This window comes from Candidatus Cyanaurora vandensis (assembly GCF_013285555.1).
GTDB lineage: Bacteria > Cyanobacteriota > Cyanobacteriia > Gloeobacterales > Anthocerotibacteraceae > Cyanaurora > Cyanaurora vandensis.
The window spans coordinates 13039-29923 of record NZ_JAAXLT010000014.1; the positions used below are offsets into that span (position 1 = coordinate 13039).

Annotated in this window: 21 protein-coding genes and 2 pseudogenes; 14 read left to right on the forward strand and 9 right to left on the reverse strand. The window is 55.3% G+C overall.

Annotation, left to right across the window (positions count from 1 at the left end; genetic code table 11):
- Positions 1–126 precede the first annotated feature (126 nt).
- Positions 127–354 carry a hypothetical protein gene (locus HFM78_RS00950; protein WP_287127540.1) on the forward strand — a complete coding sequence of 76 codons (228 nt, stop codon included), beginning with the start codon at positions 127–129 and terminating at the stop codon, positions 352–354.
- The gene (locus tag HFM78_RS00955) at positions 351–755 is read left to right on the forward strand and encodes a type II toxin-antitoxin system death-on-curing family toxin (RefSeq protein ID WP_287127542.1); all 405 of its coding nucleotides are present in this window, start codon (positions 351–353) and stop codon (positions 753–755) included. Before HFM78_RS00950 ends, HFM78_RS00955 begins: the two co-directional genes overlap by 4 nt.
- 607 nt (positions 756–1362) lie before the next feature.
- Here the strand turns inward: HFM78_RS00955 and HFM78_RS00960 are convergent.
- Complete coding sequence (locus HFM78_RS00960) at positions 1363–2634, reverse strand: S41 family peptidase (protein WP_287127543.1); 1272 nt, start codon at positions 2632–2634, stop codon at positions 1363–1365.
- Between the two features lie 73 nt (positions 2635–2707).
- Complete coding sequence (locus tag HFM78_RS00965) at positions 2708–3895, reverse strand: S41 family peptidase (protein ID WP_287127544.1); 1188 nt, start codon at positions 3893–3895, stop codon at positions 2708–2710.
- 114 nt (positions 3896–4009) lie between these two features.
- Between HFM78_RS00965 and HFM78_RS00970 the strand changes: the two genes are divergently transcribed.
- The 3 genes from HFM78_RS00970 to glmU are packed head-to-tail and all read left to right on the forward strand — an operon-like array spanning position 4010 to position 7114.
- Positions 4010–4702 (forward strand): peptidylprolyl isomerase, encoded by a 693-nt coding sequence (locus tag HFM78_RS00970; RefSeq protein ID WP_287127545.1) that lies wholly within the window; start codon positions 4010–4012, stop codon positions 4700–4702.
- Positions 4699–5781, forward strand: a complete 1083-nt coding sequence (locus HFM78_RS00975; protein WP_287127546.1) for a beta-ketoacyl synthase N-terminal-like domain-containing protein — start codon at positions 4699–4701, stop codon at positions 5779–5781. The genes HFM78_RS00970 and HFM78_RS00975 overlap by 4 nt, the downstream gene beginning before the upstream one ends.
- Entirely contained in the window at positions 5771–7114 is a 1344-nt protein-coding gene (gene glmU, locus HFM78_RS00980) for a bifunctional UDP-N-acetylglucosamine diphosphorylase/glucosamine-1-phosphate N-acetyltransferase GlmU (protein WP_287127547.1), read from the forward strand. The genes HFM78_RS00975 and glmU overlap by 11 nt, the downstream gene beginning before the upstream one ends.
- Here glmU and HFM78_RS00985 read toward each other — a convergent pair.
- The 3 genes from HFM78_RS00985 to HFM78_RS00995 are packed head-to-tail and all read right to left on the reverse strand — an operon-like array spanning position 7103 to position 8563.
- Complete coding sequence (locus HFM78_RS00985) at positions 7103–7927, reverse strand: DUF72 domain-containing protein (protein ID WP_287127548.1); 825 nt, start codon at positions 7925–7927, stop codon at positions 7103–7105. The two genes, glmU and HFM78_RS00985, sit on opposite strands and share 12 nt — an antisense overlap.
- On the reverse strand, positions 7924–8373 hold the full coding sequence (locus HFM78_RS00990) for a YciI family protein (protein ID WP_287127549.1): 450 nt from the start codon (positions 8371–8373) through the stop codon (positions 7924–7926). Before HFM78_RS00990 ends, HFM78_RS00985 begins: the two co-directional genes overlap by 4 nt.
- Positions 8315–8563, reverse strand: coding sequence for a hypothetical protein (locus tag HFM78_RS00995; protein WP_287127550.1), 249 nt, complete (start codon positions 8561–8563; stop codon positions 8315–8317). Before HFM78_RS00995 ends, HFM78_RS00990 begins: the two co-directional genes overlap by 59 nt.
- Before the next feature lie 238 nt (positions 8564–8801).
- Between HFM78_RS00995 and msrB the strand changes: the two genes are divergently transcribed.
- The 4 genes and pseudogenes from msrB to HFM78_RS01015 form a co-directional block, all read left to right on the forward strand.
- Entirely contained in the window at positions 8802–9230 is a 429-nt protein-coding gene (msrB, locus tag HFM78_RS01000; RefSeq protein WP_396032830.1) for a peptide-methionine (R)-S-oxide reductase MsrB, read from the forward strand.
- Positions 9227–9508, forward strand: coding sequence for a hypothetical protein (locus HFM78_RS01005; protein ID WP_287127552.1), 282 nt, complete (start codon positions 9227–9229; stop codon positions 9506–9508). The genes msrB and HFM78_RS01005 overlap by 4 nt, the downstream gene beginning before the upstream one ends.
- Positions 9483–9626 (forward strand): DUF4351 domain-containing protein, encoded by a 144-nt coding sequence (locus tag HFM78_RS01010; protein WP_287127553.1) that lies wholly within the window; start codon positions 9483–9485, stop codon positions 9624–9626. The genes HFM78_RS01005 and HFM78_RS01010 overlap by 26 nt, the downstream gene beginning before the upstream one ends.
- Positions 9627–9797: 171 nt before the next feature.
- Positions 9798–10109 (forward strand): annotated as a pseudogene (locus HFM78_RS01015) (helix-turn-helix domain-containing protein); the annotation flags it as partial.
- Between the two features lie 7 nt (positions 10110–10116).
- Here the strand turns inward: HFM78_RS01015 and HFM78_RS16060 are convergent.
- A pseudogene (locus HFM78_RS16060) lies at positions 10117–10362 on the reverse strand (transposase); the annotation flags it as partial.
- Between the two features lie 15 nt (positions 10363–10377).
- Complete coding sequence (locus tag HFM78_RS01020; RefSeq protein WP_287127555.1) at positions 10378–10635, reverse strand: hypothetical protein; 258 nt, start codon at positions 10633–10635, stop codon at positions 10378–10380.
- Between the two features lie 204 nt (positions 10636–10839).
- Here HFM78_RS01020 and HFM78_RS01025 point away from each other — a divergent pair, with 204 nt between their 5' ends.
- The 3 genes from HFM78_RS01025 to HFM78_RS01035 all read left to right on the forward strand — a co-directional run bounded on the left by HFM78_RS01025 (position 10840) and on the right by HFM78_RS01035 (position 14190).
- On the forward strand, positions 10840–11136 hold the full coding sequence (locus HFM78_RS01025) for a hypothetical protein (protein WP_287127556.1): 297 nt from the start codon (positions 10840–10842) through the stop codon (positions 11134–11136).
- 18 nt (positions 11137–11154) lie between these two features.
- Positions 11155–12495 (forward strand): tRNA uridine-5-carboxymethylaminomethyl(34) synthesis GTPase MnmE, encoded by a 1341-nt coding sequence (gene mnmE / locus HFM78_RS01030; RefSeq protein WP_287127557.1) that lies wholly within the window; start codon positions 11155–11157, stop codon positions 12493–12495.
- Between the two features lie 396 nt (positions 12496–12891).
- The gene (locus tag HFM78_RS01035; protein ID WP_287127558.1) at positions 12892–14190 is read left to right on the forward strand and encodes a hypothetical protein; all 1299 of its coding nucleotides are present in this window, start codon (positions 12892–12894) and stop codon (positions 14188–14190) included.
- Between the two features lie 151 nt (positions 14191–14341).
- On the opposite strand, the gene HFM78_RS01040 is transcribed toward HFM78_RS01035, so the two are convergent.
- Positions 14342–14929 (reverse strand): helix-turn-helix domain-containing protein, encoded by a 588-nt coding sequence (locus HFM78_RS01040; protein WP_287127559.1) that lies wholly within the window; start codon positions 14927–14929, stop codon positions 14342–14344.
- Between the two features lie 137 nt (positions 14930–15066).
- Between HFM78_RS01040 and HFM78_RS01045 the strand changes: the two genes are divergently transcribed.
- Both HFM78_RS01045 and era read left to right on the forward strand, forming a co-directional pair.
- The gene (locus HFM78_RS01045) at positions 15067–15549 is read left to right on the forward strand and encodes a pentapeptide repeat-containing protein (protein ID WP_287127560.1); all 483 of its coding nucleotides are present in this window, start codon (positions 15067–15069) and stop codon (positions 15547–15549) included.
- Positions 15550–16437 carry a GTPase Era gene (gene era, locus HFM78_RS01050; protein ID WP_287127561.1) on the forward strand — a complete coding sequence of 296 codons (888 nt, stop codon included), beginning with the start codon at positions 15550–15552 and terminating at the stop codon, positions 16435–16437.
- Here the strand turns inward: era and HFM78_RS01055 are convergent.
- Positions 16415–16885: ARC6/PARC6 family protein (locus HFM78_RS01055; RefSeq protein ID WP_287127562.1), on the reverse strand; the 471-nt coding region annotated here is incomplete at its 5' end. The genes era and HFM78_RS01055 overlap by 23 nt on opposite strands.

The window sequence follows — 16885 nt, forward strand, 5'->3', positions numbered from 1 at the left end:
CATCCTAGGAGACATTTCCCTTAGTGTCGTGAACCTAGCCCAGTCATACCCTCGTCAGTGCCAGTCGGGACCAGACGGTGCGCCTGAGCGTCATTTATAGTTATAGATACACCGATAAGCTGCGCTGTGTTGAACTACTTGAAACTAACTGAAGTAGGAACCGCTCTGGGTATTGTCTTGCCCGAGGAATTGTTGGTGCGTCTTAAGGTAGGACAGGGCGATGTCGTGTTTATCACTGAGACCCCCAGTGGCTACCTCTTGACCCCCTACGACCCAGAGGTAGAAGAGCAACTCAAGATAGGCCGCGCTTTCATGGATGAATATCAGGAGACGTTCCGCGCCTTGGCGCAGTGACTCCTCCCCGTTGGCTCAACAAGAAAGCTCTAATCCTGCTCCATACCGAAAGTTTAGTTGAGCATGGTGGACTAGAGGGTCTGCGGGATGAGGGACTGCTAGAATCCGCCTTAGCCCGACCGCAAAACCTACTTGCTTATCAGAAAGTCACAGACCCGGCTCAACTTGCGGCGGCTTACGGGGTAGGGATTGTACGAAATCACCCCTTTATTGATGGCAATAAGCGGGTTGCCTTCTTGAGCGTGGGCGTATTCCTAAGATTGAATAGTCATCGTCTAGTGGTTGGTAAGGTTGAAGCTACTCAAGTGATGCTCGACTTGGCGGTTGGGGAATTGTCTGAAGAAGCTTTTACGCGGTGGCTCCAACAACACTTGACCCTGGGAGTATACACACTTACTTAATCAGGACTTACGCAAGGGCCATAGAAATAGAGGGACGTTTAAGCTCTTGGATGAGCCAGTAGTCAAGCATGCCGTATTTTAACTGATCCAGGACTTACGCAGACCCAGAGAGGGGAGGTAAAGTAGGAGGGCAGTTGTACAGGGCTACCTCATGAGCTTTATTAAACTCGACGACTGCCAATACCGGTTAACTGCCCAGCTCAACTAGACCCTGACCTATGTAGCGGACCATCTCCAGACTTTTAGGCACGATACCCTTAACCACTATCTCAGCCATGAACCGATGACCCCGCACTTACGCTGGGCTAAGGTCAAACACGTTATTCAGCCTTGTGAGCAAGCCTACCTTAGCTTTGATGTACCGTCTTAGATAAGCGTGATGCGACCTCGATTGAACTCACCCGCCGACAGGATCGTGGTAGTGCCCATGGGGTTATCCGACGTTGGCAAGTGGCGGAGTTTCACGGCGAAATCAAACCCCTGACGGGGCTTGAAGCGTGTCAGTGTCGCCAGGAGCGTAGGGACATCTTGATCCCGAAACTCAATAAAAATTACCCTCAAAAAGAAACCCCCTACGCCAAAACTGGGCTAGGGGGCTACTTGGTGACTAGCGAGTAGCGGACAACTGTTTCTTGGGTGGGGTGAGGCGGGTGAGAAGGACTTTAGTGGCTTGTTTGTATTGCGGGTCCTTGGGGGTGGCGATGTCTTCGGGTTTGAGGGTTTTGAGGATTTTTTCGGGGATGGTCACGGTGTAGTCGGGCTTGATCCCTTTTTTGTGGATGTCCTTGCCCGAGGGGGTTTTGTAGTGGGCAATCGTGACAGCGAGTCCCGAGCGGTCGGAGAGTTCGTGGACCGATTGCACAAGACCCTTGCCAAAGGTCGTGGTCCCGACGAGGACAGCGCGGCGGTTGTCTTGCAGAGAACCCGCTAGAATTTCGCTAGCACTAGCGGAACCGCCGTTGACTAAGACGACCACGGGTTTATCCGTGAGCCGCGTCCCGCTAGCCCGCAACTCTTCCACCACGCCGGTACGGTCAGCAGTGGAGACGACGAGTTCGCGATTGAGGAAGATGCTGGCGATATCAGTACTAGCGGAGAGTAAACCACCCGGATTGAAGCGGAGGTCCAACACGAAACCATCTACTTTTTTCCCGAGTAAGCTGTTTACCGCGTCGCGCATCTCGCGGGGCGCATTACCCGTGAACTGGCTCAGGGAAATATAGCCAATATTTTGACCTTTTTCTTTTTTGACCGAGGCGCGGACGGAGCGAATCGGGATGACGGCGCGGGTAAGCGTGACCTCAAAGACTTTGGCAGCGCGGCGGACCGTCAAAACTACCGGCGTGCCTTCTTTGCCCCGGATACGGGAGACGGAATCTTCGCGGCCCACGCCTTTTGTGGAGATCCCATCAATAGCTTGGATGATGTCCTGGGGTTGGAGGCCCGCTTTGAAGGCTGGGGTGTCGGGGACTGGGGCGACGACGAGGAGTTCTTTGGTTTTTTTGTCCACATCCACCGAGAGCCCCACCCCGGTCAATTCACCGGAGGTTTCCACCTGCATACTGGCGTACTGTTTGGGGTCCATGAAACGGGTGTAGGGGTCGTTGAGTTCCTTGAGCATGGTGCGGACGGCACGATAGGCTTCTTCTTTGGTGGCATAGTCCTTAGAAAGATACTCGCGTCGGGTCTCTAGCCAGTCGCGCTTGTTATAGCCTGTGTCCACATAGTCCCGGTTGATGACTTGCCAGACTTCATCCACGATATGTTTGGGAGTGTTCTCAAAATTAGCCCAACTCGGCGCAATGGGCTGACCGACGACAAAGGCACAACCCAGCAAGAAGACGGCTAGGCCACTGGCGAAAACGCGACGCTTGTTCATAGGACAGGATCGGTCCTGAAACGGTAACGTTAATGTAACACAGGGCCTTAGAATTGGCGGCTAGTCCTAACTTTTACCTCTCTCCTAGGGTAGATACTTGTTTCAACAAAACAGCGGTGGCGCGGACGTACTGGGGGTCACGGCTGGTGGCCCGGTCAATGGTTTTGGGTGCGGTCGTCACGGCATAGTCGGGCTGGAGTCCCTGGCGGTGAATATCGCGGCCCGCTGGCGTTTTATAGTGCTGGATCGTGACGGCGAGCCCCGAACGGTCCGATAGCTCATAGACTGCTTGCACTAGACCTTTGCCGAAGGTTTTGGTCCCGACCAGCGTAGCGCGTTGGTGGTCCTGGAGTGCCCCGGCGAGGATCTCACTAGCACTAGCGGAGCCTTCATTGACCAAGAGGACCAAGGGTTTAGCGGTCAACCGATTCCCGCTGGCCCTGAGCTCGCGCCGGATGCCCTTGCGGTTGACCGTAGAGACGACGATTTCACGGTCCAAAAAAATACTGGCAATCAGCCGACTCGACTCCACCAACCCGCCGGGATTGTCCCTGAGGTCCAGCAAAAAACCGTCCACGCCCCGGTCCAACAGCCCCTGCACAGCTTGACGCAACTGTTGGGGGGCATTGCCGTTGAAATCGCGCAGACTTAGATAGCCCACTGTCTGGCCCTGGGCCTTGCGCCAACTGGAACGGACGGTGGCAATCGTAATCGCTTCACGGGTCAAGGTTACATCAAAAGTTTGCTCAGCGCGGCGGACGGTGAGGGTCACTTGGGTTCCGATTTGGCCCCGGATCTGGGTGCTGGCCTGTTCGCGGGTGGGTGTGCCGTCTACAGCTTGGACGATATCTTCGATCTGGAGGCCTGCCTTAGCCGCTGGAGAACCGGGGGTGACGGCGACGATCTTGGGCTCTTGGTTCGTGGGGGCCATCACCGTAATCCCGACCCCGCCATACTCCCCAGCGACTGAGACCCGCGAGTTGGTGTACTGTTTGGGTTCCATGAAGCGGGTGTAGGGGTCGTTGAGGCCCTTGAGCATCTGGCGGATGGCGGTATAGGCGGCCTCGGGGGTGGCGTAATCACGGGCGAGATAGGTTTCGCGGACCTTGAGCCAGTCCTTTTTATCATCCACAAAATAGGTATTGACGGTCTGCCAGACCTCATCCACCAATTGCTTGGGCGTATCCTCAAAGCCGGCAGGGGCCGGGGCGATCCAGACGAGGGCCGGGAGCAAGAGTAACGGAATTACCGGGAAGCGCATCGGCGGGGTCCGCGAGGTAACGCTAATTTACCACAGGCTTTTTAGCTTGTGGGCTAGCTAGTCATGGCGGACGGATTGACCTAGGATCAGGGGGAATTTTGCGGGTAACTCTCCATGCGACGTTTTATTTTTGGCTTGGCGGTCTTGGCCCTAGTGGGTTGTAGTACCACCCCGCCCGCCTCCACCATCTCCACCGCCCAAGCCCAAGCCCCGGCTCAAACCACCGAACCCGACTTGACCAAGGGACTCGCCACCTATGCCAAAAAAGCACGGGTCAATCTCACCACCACCCAGGGCCTGATTGTCCTCGAAGTGGACGGCGAAAACGCGCCTATCTCCGCCGGGAACTTCTTGGACTTGGTAAAGCGGGGTTTTTACGATGGCTTGACCTTCCACCGAGTCGTGCCCAACTTCGTCATCCAGGGCGGAGACCCCAAGGGCGACGGTACGGGCGGATTTGTGGACCCCGTGACCAAACGGGAGCGGACGATTCCTTTAGAGATCAAACTCGATAAAGCCCAGACCCCGACCTACGGCAAGGTCGCCAGCCCCGTCCAAGGCAGTGCTCCCCCGGTCCTCAAACACCAACGCGGTGCCCTCGCCTGGGCCAGGAGCCAAGACCCCAACTCGGCTTCGTCCCAGTTCTACATCACGGTGGCGGATGTGAACAGTCTGGACGGGAGCTATGCAGTTTTCGGTAAAGTGGTCGAGGGCATTGAAGTGGTGGACAAGATCGTGGCAGCCAACAGCGATGAACAGGTCCCCACGGATAAACGGACCAAAATTGTCAAGGCCACGGTTCAGTGAGCAAGGTGGTGGTGACGGGCCTGGGTCTCGTGACGGGACTCGGGCACACCACCCCGACTTGGCAGGGACTCTTGAGGGGGCAAGTCTCCTCGGGGGGGGTGGCGGATTTGCCCAAGGACCACCGCAGTCCGGCGTTAGCGGCTAAAGCGGCGCAACTTGCTCTAGTAGACAGTGGTTTAAATTTGCCCCAGCCCGAATTAGGGATTGTTTTTGGCACTAGTCGCGGGCAATTGGGCGACCTAGAGCGGTACCGACAGACGGGGCTTCCGAGTTGGCTGGACGCGCAGGCCAGTGGCGGGGCTTTAGCCGTCGCGCAAGCTTTGGGGAGCGGGAATCTCTATGGGGTCCCGGCTTTGGCCTGTTCCTCGGGGGCTTGGGCGGTGGGCTGGGGGCTGCGTTTAATCCAGTGGGGCTACTGTGGGCGGGTCCTCTGTGGAGCCAGTGATGCACCCCGCACCCCCTTGGGCGAAGTGGGTTTCCGGCAGATGGGGTTACAGGCGACAACCCCCTATCTGCAACCTTTTAATGCCCTCGCCACCGGGTTAGTGCTGGGCGAGGGGGCGGCGGCGTTGGTGCTGGAGCGGGCGGACTGGGCACGGGCTAGAGGGGCAAGGGTTTATGGGGCAGTGACGGGCTTTGGGCATACCAATGATGCTTGGCATCCCTGTACCCCAGACCCGGCGGGGACTCAGGCCTTGCGGGCGGTCGGGCTGTGTCTTGAGGAAATGGGTATCGCTCAAACCGCCGTAGATTACCTCAACACCCACGGCACGGGGACTCGACTCAATGATGCGGGAGAATATCGGCTAATCCAACGGGCCTACGGGCCTGGGGTCTGGGTGGGGGCAACGAAAGGGGCGACCGGGCACTGTCTGGGGGCCACCGGAGCGATGGAAGCGGCTTTTTGTCTATTGGCTCTTTATCATCAATACCTACCTGCCAGTCCCGGCTTGGGGACGGGGTATGATTTAAATTTCGTACGCTCCAGTCAACTGCAACCCCTGACCTACGCAGTCAGCCATAGTTTCGGGTTTGGCGGTCAAAATGTCGTGTTAGGGTTTCAACGCGATGACAATTAGGGTCGTGATTTTGGCGGCGGGGAAGGGGACACGGATGCGCTCAGCCCTACCCAAGGTTCTGCAACGGGTGATGGGCCGTACATTATTAGGTCATGTGCTAAACGCGGTGGCGGGATTGGGTGAGGTGACGGTGATTGTCGGTCACGGGGCACAGACCGTCCAAGCCGCTTTTCAAGACCAACCGCTGACCTGGGTCCACCAACTTGACCAACGGGGTACGGGCCACGCCCTCCAACAGTTACTCGTGCCCTGGCGGGATTACCAGGGTCAGGTCTTGGTGGTTAATGGGGACGCGCCCCTCCTGTTACCCGAGACGCTAGCGCGGCTTTTGGCGGTCTCTGGTCCGGCCCTCTTGGTGGCTGAGGTCCCAGAGCCGACGGGTTACGGACGGGTTTTTTGTGAGGGGACCCAGGTGCAGGCGATTGTCGAGGAAAAAGAAGGTACGCCCACCCAGCGGCTCCACCGTTTGGTAAATGCGGGGGCCTACAGTTTCCCTTGGTCTGATTTGGTGCCCCGTCTAGAACAGTTGACCTGTAACAATCGGCAGCGCGAATATTACCTGACCGATGTCTTTCAGGGTTGGGCGGGGGTGACGGCAGTTTTGGCGACGGACCCCCAGGAAGTCTTTGGGGTGAACGACCGCCGCCAACTCAGTCAGGTCGGACAAGTCCTCAATCGGCGGGTTCTTGATTATTGGCTAGATGCGGGTGTCCAGATTGTTGACCCCGCTAGCACGACGATTGAAAGCACGGTCCAACTCGCCCCGGATGTCACGATTGAACCGGGCACCCATCTCAAGGGGGCCACCACCATTGCCCAGGGTGCCAGACTCGGCCCTGGTTCGCTAATTGAACATAGTACGGTCGGGGTCAATTCCGAAGTGTTGTACTCTGTGGTCCGGGACACCCAGCTTGGTACGGGGGTCATCGTCGGTCCCTACGCCCATTTACGGGGCCAGACCGTGATTGGCGACTACTGCCGGATTGGGAACTTTGTCGAGCTTAAACATACCCAGATGGGCAACCATACCGCCTGTGCCCACCTTAGTTATCTCGGGGATAGCACCGTCGGCAACCGAGTGAACATCGGAGCCGGGACGATTACCGCCAATTACGACGGGCGCGACAAACATCAGACCACGATTGCGGATGGAGTGAAAACTGGCTCCCACACGGTTCTCATTGCGCCTGTGCAGGTGGGTGAAAATAGCACTATTGCCGCTGGGTCCACCATCTCTGAAGACGTACCTCCCGCAACCCTCGCCATTGCCCGCGCTCGGCAAGTCAATAAACCGGGCTGGAAACCTCAGTGGGAGCGTGATTCACAGGGGTAGGGTCAACTGTTCAATGGGAGGTGGTTGGGCACTGGGGAAGGGATATTCTGGTAATTTCAATTTATGCTTGAGTAACGTTGCCGTCCCCGGTGAGAAACCCTGGAAGTGATTATCCACCAACACCCAGGCTCGGACCCCCCGTTCAGCCAACCGTTGTAAGGACCCGGCCCACGTCGTCAACGCCTGGTCGCGGTCGATTTGAAGATGGGTGAACTGAGTCAATCCGCCTTCTTTTTGTCCCATAATCCGCACATACACCCAGTCCTTAACCTGTTCTAGCCAGGGCGTACTCAAGTCCGTACTGAGCCAAGGCGTTTCCCCCAGGGTCCAAGCGACGTTGTACCGCGCTAATAGCTCCTGCGTCTGGGGATTGAGCCATTGGGGGTCCCGAAACTCAATCGCAAAGGGCAAGTCAGGTAGATGGGGTAAAAAACGACTCAGGACCGGGGTCTCGGCAATCCCAAAAGAAGGCGGCAACTGGATCAGGATGGCGGCGAGTCGGGGACCGAGAAGTTGCGCTCGTTCACAAAAAGTTAGCAAAGTTTCCCGGCCCCGCCGTAGACGGGCTTCATGGGTCAAGGCACGGGGGAGCTTGAGGGTGAAACGGAAGTCTGGGGTGGTCTGGTCGCGCCATTGTTCCACCACCGCAGCGGAGGGGATGGCATAAAACGTGCTGTCCACTTCTACCAGATTAAAAGTTTGACTGTAGGCGGTGAGTTCCTGGGCCGGGGGGAGGTGGGCCGGGTAGAACGGTTGTACACCGGGTTTACGCCAGTCGGGGTACCGCCAGCCCTGACAACCGACGCGGATCATGGCTGACGCTGACTCACCTCAGCCGAAACCCCCCAGGCGGCGGCGAGTTCCGGCGAGAAGTTGATGCGGTAGCCTTGAGTATCTACATGGTAGTCCCAGGCGCGGATTTGGTAGGTACGGATGCCCCGTTGGTAAAAAGGGTCCTCTTGCAGGATGGTTTCTAGGGTCTCCTCACGGTCAGAACGCATGATACAGAGACCATCATCGAACTGCCCTTGGGCATTGAGGTAAGGACCCGCCAACACAAACAAACCCTGGGGGATGTACTTGAGCATCCACTGGATATGCTCCCCAGCAAATTCCATGACCTCAGCTTCTCGCCCTAGGACACAGGTCATCTGCACTACGAAATACTTATCCACGGCTTCGGTCCATTGCTGCTCCCGCTTATCCTGCTCCAGCGCGGGAACGGGAGCGGCCCGCCCGAGGCCGGGGGCTACGCTCACCGGCTGGGGTCTCCTCAGGCACGACTTGCAGCAGGTAGACCATCCACCCGGAGACGACTGAGATACAGTCCTGAGCAAGACAGATGAGCCCCTGTTGTTCAAGTTCCTGTTTGCGTTGGTCGCGGGCGGCGCGGGCTTCCGTCTCTTCTTCGTAATCCTTTTCTAAAAAAATCTCAATCTTCGGCTCCATGTTTTCCTGCTTGCGCTACGAACTTGAATGAGATAGCAATCTAGCGTAACCCAGGAAGTGTTCCGGTCCCTAGTTGCCGCCGACCTTTAGGCTAATGAGCCTTGACCATGACCTAGACAAACGACGCTTCTCCGCTAGCTCGTTCTCTAAAACGGACCCTAAACTTAAAGCTAAACTAGAAATTACGTTGCTAGTTGGTTAAGCCATGTCTACCTCTGAATTGGTGCCTGTGCGTTTCATGGACCCGAAGGGACAGCCGACTGAAGCCCAAACGGTTTCTAAAGTTGTCAAAACCGATGCTCAATGGCAAGCCCAGCTAAATCCTGAACAGTACCGGATCGCTCGTAACAAAGGGACCGAACGGGCTTTTTGTGGGTTATTTAATGACAACAAAAAACAGGGTGTATATACCTGTCTATGCTGTGATTTACCCCTCTTTAGTTCCCTGGCGAAATTTGACTCAGGCACGGGCTGGCCCAGTTTCTTTCAGCCCTTTGCAGCCGAGAATGTACACAATGAAGTTGACCTCTCTCATGGTATGCGCCGAGTTGAAATCCTTTGTGCCCGATGTGATGCCCATTTGGGGCATATGTTTGAAGATGGTCCCCGGCCTACAGGATTGCGCTACTGTCTAAATTCCGAATCCCTAACGTTTCAGCAAATTTGAAATCTGCTACCCCCGACCACGATGGGAACTTCAAAAAGCTCCTCACCACCTTCTTCGTCGAGTTTGTGGACCTCTTCTTTCCGCAGATTCGCGCCGCTCTCGTCCCCGAGTCCGTCGAGTTTCTGACCCAGGAATTCTTCCTCGACCCCCTAATTGAGTTTCCTGGTCGGACGGTCCGAGGAAGTGGTGCAACTCAACCGCTTGAACTGGCGCGACTACCTCAACTATCCCGACCCAGTCGCCTGTGCATTGATGGCGAAGATGCAGATTGCCCATGAGTACCGCACCCAAGTACGACAACTTCCCCTCTCGCAACTCGAACAACTGAGCGAAGACTTCCTTGATTTCACGGCTCCTACTGACCGAAAAAATGGGATACAAGCCCCGTCCTTCTAGGACGGCTTTTTCTTAGATTTCAAGCTTCTAATCAACTCTCTCAATACATCCGTCTTTGTTCTGCCAACGCTATTACAGTAATTCTCAAGGATTTCAAACTCAAAATCCTCAATCCTAAAATCTAATCGTTTCTTCATGAAGTAATCCGGTTATTTGCTGTACAATGGTAGCATGAAAGCAAGATACCAGTGCCGATTCTACCCAACAGACCAACAGCGACAGAGCTTAGCTCAGTTGTTTGGTTGTGTGCGCGTGGTTTGGAATGATGCACTGGCTATTTGCAAAACCTCGGCGAAGTTGCCCAAGTCCGGGGCTCTCCAAAAGATGGTCATTACTCAGGCAAAGAAAACCGATGAAAGGGTGTGGCTGTCGAGTGTTTCTAATATCCCATTGCAACAGTCGGTTGCAGACTTAGGGATTGCCTATCAAAACTTTTTTAACGCTCGAAACGGTAAGCGGAAAGGCTCGAAGATGGGACTACCGTAAGGATTCAGATGCTTGGAAGAGGTAAAAGCGAAGGAAAGGCAAAACCCTTACGTACTGTAGCTTGTAGGGCTTGGCATAAAAAGGTCATGACTGAGCGTTGCTGACGACGGCAGGTTTGAATCACACTCAATAAGTCTGCCGTGTGTTGGAAGTTCTCCATCGAACGTGACCCGCCCGTCACCTTACGCTTAGTTACGGCAAGTCGTATTGCCCGTTCCGCAGCATTGTTATCCGGTGGGATTTCTGGGTGACTTAAGAAGTACCACTATTGATGGTCTTGGTTGCGTAAGTTCTTAAGTAGCCTGTGACCATCGGCTCCCCCTGTTGACCACCACGTCGTGACGGCCTGCGTCATGTGTTCTCTAAAGTCTTTTGCCCAATCTTGCCAACGTTCTAGATTGCAGTCCTTTTGCCACTGCTCATCCTGACTAAACGCCTCACGGATTAACGTGATAAAGATTTGGGCAATTTGAGGTTGTTCCCAACGACCAAACTTGTAAAGTTTCTGGAAATGCCGTAACAAGTGCGCTAGGCATTTTTGCTGGGAAGCTACCGCATAAATCGCTAAGCAATCAGTTGGCAGTTTGGTTTGGGATCATTGTGGGGGACGGGTTGTAACTTTACGGAATTCTTTACAATGCTTTACACATTTACAAATATTCAAACTCAACCCTAATTTTTTTTTGTACTCTTACATAAGGTGAATGTTCAATTTTAGGGGGCTTCGATGAGCTTTTTATCCCTCCACGGTGTGATGGTCTTGCTCTCCATGGTCGCGTCTTTGGCGGGCTTGATGCTGGTCTCGCGGGATGCGGGTCTAGAGGACAACAAATATTTACTGCTCAGCATGACTTTTGGTTGCTGGCTGGTCTACTGTCTGGCCTGGACTCTGTTGCGGATTACCCCGCCGGAGTTTGAACAGATCATCTCCTCCTTGCGGTTCACCGTGGGTATTTCCTACTTGTTCACCTTTACCTGCATCGTCTCGCTGCCCCTCTACGCGGTTACCGTGCCCGCCGAGTAAGGATGTCAGAATGGCGGTATGAGGGACACGATTGCCGCCATTGCTACACCGCTCGTGCCTGAACAGGGGAGTGTGGCGATTGTCCGACTCTCTGGGCCTGAGGCGCAAGCCATTGCTACCCAACTTTTTTGCCCGCCCCGTCCGGTTATCTGGGAGTCCCACCGCATTTATTACGGACACATTCAGGACCGGGGGCGGGTGGTGGATGAAATCCTGCTGCTCTGGATGCAGGCACCGCGTTCATTTACCCGTGAGGATGTGGTGGAGTTCCATGGTCACGGGGGCGTGGTGGTGATTCAGGAGATTTTGCGGTTGTGTCTGGAGCGGGGGGCGCGGTTGGCGCAACCGGGAGAGTTTACGCTGCGGGCTTTTTTGAATGGGCGGTTGGACTTGACCCAGGCGGAGAGTGTGGCCCAACTGGTCTCCAGCCGTTCACCCCAGGCGGCGCATTTGGCCTTGGCGGGTTTGACGGGGAAGCTGGCAAAACCAATTCAGAGGCTACGGACACAATGTCTTGGGGTCTTGGCGGAGCTTGAGGCCCGGATTGACTTTGAGGAGGACTTGCCGCCTCTGGACCTGCTGCTTATCGAAACAACCCTGGCGCAGGTTGAAACCACGGTTCATCAACTCCTGGCGACCGCCGACCAAGGTGAACTCCTCCGCACAGGCATCAAAATCGCCATCGTCGGTCGCCCCAACGTGGGGAAATCGAGTCTCCTCAACTGCTGGAGTCAGCGCGAACGAGCGATTGTCTCCGCGTTCCCCGGTACGACTCGTGATGTGGTGGATGTGGAATTGATGGTGCGGGGGATGCCCGTAATAGTGCTAGATACGGCTGGGATTCGTGAGACGAGCGAGATGGTGGAGGGGATTGGGATTGAGCGTTCCCGGCAAGCCATGGCCCAGGCGGATTTGGTACTCTTGGTCATCGAGGCTACCCAGCCTTGGACTGCCCAGGACCAAGCCATCTACCAGGAAATCGAACGGCCCTGCTTGATAGTAGTCAATAAAACCGACCTCGCTGCTCCGCCCCCGGACCTCCCCGCGCCCAATCTCTCTTTCTCAGCCCTCAAAGGCGCAGGTATCCCCGACCTAGAAGCTGCCGTGTGGCAACAGGTGAGCGGCGGTCTGACGGGAAGTAACGTGAATGTCGCCATTAATCAACGGCAAAAACAAGCCCTAATCCGTGTCCAGCAGAGTCTCCAACGATTTAGAGAGACCCAACGGGCAGGGTTGCCCTTGGACTTTTGGAGTATTGACCTGCGCGAAGCCATTAGCGCACTCTCGGAAATCACCGGCGACGGGGTAACAGAGTCCATTCTGGATAATATCTTTAGCCGTTTCTGCATCGGGAAATGAGAGGAGAATTGTTTTAGCTGGTCTTCTCTAACGCGAATGCTAGGTAATGTGAGTTTTAAAGTGACTGGAATTAAGTGGTGAAACTGTCACTTACGTTGATTTCATAGTTAATCCGTAGAAAACCTGATTTTCGTGCTCTATCCTAAATTCTTTCTATTGCTGTTTAGCAATTTTATTGTGACTGGAATCATTTAAAAGCCTTTCACTGTCAGGATTTGAGGGATTTAGATAGACAAACTAACTTTAATTCTACGTAATAAAGACTATCTCAAGGAATTAAGTACATTTTAGGATTGATAGGTTTAGGGCCGTGTGTGATCTTATTAGAGCTCAAATTATATTGCATAAGTCACTTACTTCCCCCCAAAAATCTGTTATCCACTCAGGAGCTTTATCATGTCCGGTAATTTTCGATTGCTGTTGTTAATGTCTGCTTTACTCTTGCCGGGGGCTGTCTTGGCTCAAGCTAAAGTTGCGCCTGTTCCCCCCGAACCCATCACACCCAGAGTCCTTCCTGCTCCACCCGAGGAGCCCGATACCTCCCCACGGTCCTTCCAGCTTTTCCGAGAGGTCCAACCCCTGGCGACCACCCTCTCGCCCCCAGTCACCATCAATTACGCTGGCAGTAGCAATGCTCTAAGCGTCACCACCACGGGGACGGGTAAAGCGGGTTACTTCCGCGTCAACAATCCCTCTAACGCCAATAACGGGTTTTACATCACCAGTAACGGTACGGCTTCGTCCATCTTTGCGGAGAGTACCGGCACAGGGACAGGGAATGGTATTTTCGCCAAGAGCATCAACGGCAACGGTGTCGGTGGGTCTAGCACCAACAGGTACGGGGTCTCGGGAGTCAGCACTAACACCACTGGGGTCTATGGTTCTGGTTATGGTGGAGTATATGGTAACGCTACGGGGACCTTTGGCTACGGGGTTACGGGCGCAAGCCCCTACCTTGGGGTCTATGGTAGCGGTGCGACCTACGGAGTTTACGGGGTAAGCAGCGATACCGGGGTCTATGGCTCCAGCAGTGGGGACTATGGGGTCTACGGTTATAGTAGTTTGAACAGTGGTAACGGGGTCTACGGTTTTGCTCCCGGCAACTTAGCTAATGGCGTTGTGGGTGAGGCCAATGGGAGTTCCGGTTGGGGGATCTGGGGTATAAGTACCGATGGCTTCGCGGGTGTCTTCAGTGGGGATGTCTCGGTCCTCGGTACCCTTAGCAAGTCAGCCGGTTCCTTTAAGATTGACCATCCTGTGGACCCAGCCCGCAAATATCTCTCGCACTCCTTTGTGGAGAGCCCAGACATGATGAACATCTACAACGGCAACACCACCTTGGATGAGAACGGGGAAGCCTGGGTCGAGTTACCGGGCTACTTCCAAAAACTCAACAGTGATTACCGTTACCAGTTGACCTCTATTGGTGGCTTCGCGCCGGTCTATGTGGCGGTGGAAATCGAAGGCAACCGTTTTAAGGTTGCTGGGGGCAAAGCGGGTCTAAAGGTCTCCTGGTCTGTCACCGGAGTGCGCCAAGACCCCTATGCCCAAAAGAACCGCATCGTCGTGGAGGAGAACAAATCCCCCACTGAAGTCGGCTACTACCTCAACCCCAAAGCCTACGGTCTACCTGTGAGTCAAGGCATGGAAGCTCTGCGGATGATCCAACTCAAGGACGTAGCCACCAAGCCCTAAAGTCCCTAGTCCCCCTTTGCTGTAGAGACGCAGAATTCTGCGTCTCTATAATGCCTTAGCCACAAGTCTGGAAAACTCACTGGTGTTGAAGCTTCTACAACTTTTCTGTAGCTTTTGCGGCCCGGTTTACCTACTTTTGCTTACGCCATGTTCAAGGGTGGTCCCGCAACTGTATAGGACAGTGGAGCTGGAGACGGGCGAGGTCAGGGAACTGGAAACGGTGTTGTTTTTGGCGGAGTAATAGGCCCTGGGTCTCAGCCGCCTGTAGGGCTTGGGCCACCTGGGAACGGTTGGACTTGAGGACTAGGGCTAGATGACTCTGGGTGAGGGGGAAAGGGAGACGGCAACTCCCGTCGGGCTGGCTCTCACCACCGTAGCGAGCGCAGTAGAGCAAAAAACCAAAAAGCCGTTCCTCTAAGCCACGTAAGTTAGTCAAGGCCAAGAGGACTTCCATGTGGGCCAAGCGTTGACTGAGGGCCTGGGTAATGAGGGGGGTAGCGGTCTCAAGACGACTGAGTTCAGCCGGACCCAAGGGGTAGAGGACCCAAACTGCCGGGTTGCGTTGGATAAAGACCTGTCCTGGCAGGACTAACCCGCCCCAGAGTGTATCCCTGTTGACCATCGGGCAAGTCGCTAGGAGATGACCCTGCCGACAGCGGTAGAGACCAGGCGGTAAGTGTAGTTGGCTACCCCGGCGGGCACGAAAGAGGAGCATTCCCGCCGTGAGGGACTGGAACATAAGGAAATGTGGGTGGGACTTAATCCTTGTTAGGCCCACACGCCCCCAAAATTAAGGGTGAAGTGAAAATTAACCCCCGCCACGAGGGAGGTTCATAAGAATGTCATGATGGACTTAGTTTCCCAGGGCGGCTTGCTGTGAATACCTTTACCTCCCTCGTCCTTTGTCTGGGTCTGTGCGCTAGCGGTGCTGTCCTAGCCCAGCGTGCTGAGTACGACTTTAGCGGTAGTAACCAGAGTGGGCGGGATTTCTCTAAACAGAACTTGACACGCTACAAGTTCAATCGTGCCACGCTCAAACGGGCTAAATTTCACGACTCCAAGCTCACCGCTGCCATTTTCAGTGGGGCCGACCTTACGGGGGCCGACTTGTCACGGGCGGACCTGACTGGGGCGACCCTGGACCGCAGCAAAGTAATTGATGTCAAGATGGATGGCGCGATCCTGGTGGATATCCTCGGTTTGGGCGCGAACTTCAAGGGAGTCTCCATCAAAGGGGCTGATTTCACCGATGCCATCCTGGATAGAGCTACGGTGACGCAACTCTGTAAAACCGCCACCGGGATCAATCCCGTCACCAAGCGCGAGACCCGCAAAAGCCTCAACTGTCCGAGAAATTAATTGATCCCTGCTGCTCCGGCTGACTTTCGTTCCGGTTTCGTCGCCCTCATCGGTCGGCCCAATGTGGGTAAGTCCACCCTGCTCAACCGCTTATTGGGCGAAAAAATTGCCATTACCTCCCCAGTGGCCCAGACTACCCGCCACGCGATCCGGGGCGTTTTGACCCGTCCGACGAGCCAAATTATTTTTATTGATACCCCCGGTATTCACAAACCGCGCCACAAACTCGGGGAAGCCCTGGTCAATACGGCCCGTCAGACCATGGCCCAGGTGGATGTGGTAGTTTTTGTTGCCGATGGCAGCGAACCGACGGGAGCGGGGGACCGACTGATTGCCACTACCCTTTTGCCGGTGGCTCCCGTAGTCCTAGTCCTCAACAAACTCGACTGCACTAGCCTAGACTACAGCGCGAGCTACCACGAGTTGTGGCCCGAACCGCCCCTGACTTTTCGATTGTCAGCCCAGCGCGGGGACGGATTAGGGGAATTTTTGACCGGGCTGGAGCAACAGTTACCCCTGGGACCCTACTACTATCCGCCCGACAGTCTGACGGACCAGACCGAACGCCTGTTGTGCGCTGAATTTATTCGCGAACAAATTCTCCTGGCGACTCAAGAAGAAGTACCCCATGCCGTGGCGGTGGGGATTGAGGCGATGGAGGAACTGTCCCGGCTGACCCGCATCCGGGCGGTAATTTACGTAGAGCGCGATTCCCAGAAGGGGATCTTGATTGGTAAGGGCGGCGAACGGCTCAAGGGGATCAGCACCCAGGCGCGGCTGGCGATGGAAGAGATGCTCCAGACCAAGGTTTATCTCGAAGTTTTTGTCAAAGTAGCGGCGCACTGGCGGCAGAACCCGCGTCTACTCAAAGAACTATATCCGCAATGACCCAACTCGTCCCATTTCGCACCAGCCCATAACGGACGGTGTATCGCTTCTGGTAGGAGCGCGCACGGTTGAGCTTGGCCCCCTCAAAAAACTGGGCCTGTTCCTGGATCTGGACGGTGGCTATGCCTCCTGCTTGGGGCTCCACCTTGAGGACCCGCACTTCCTTGAGGTCATACTGCCAGTAACTCTTAGCGCGGGCCATCGCTTGAGCACGTTTAGTCCACTGCTCGGTCTGGCTGGGGCTGAGGGCAGTGGCTAGTTGGGAAGTGTCGTGAGTTTTGCCTAGAGCCAGTTGTTTCGCCTGTTGCCAAGTGGTGATGACTTTTTGTGCCGTGGTTAGGTCTAGACCCGACGGCGAAGTGATGAGCGGGGGTTTCGGGGTGACAGCAACCGGTGCCGGACGGGCGGGAGCAGCGTTGGTGGCGAGGGGATCGGGCGGGGGTTTAAC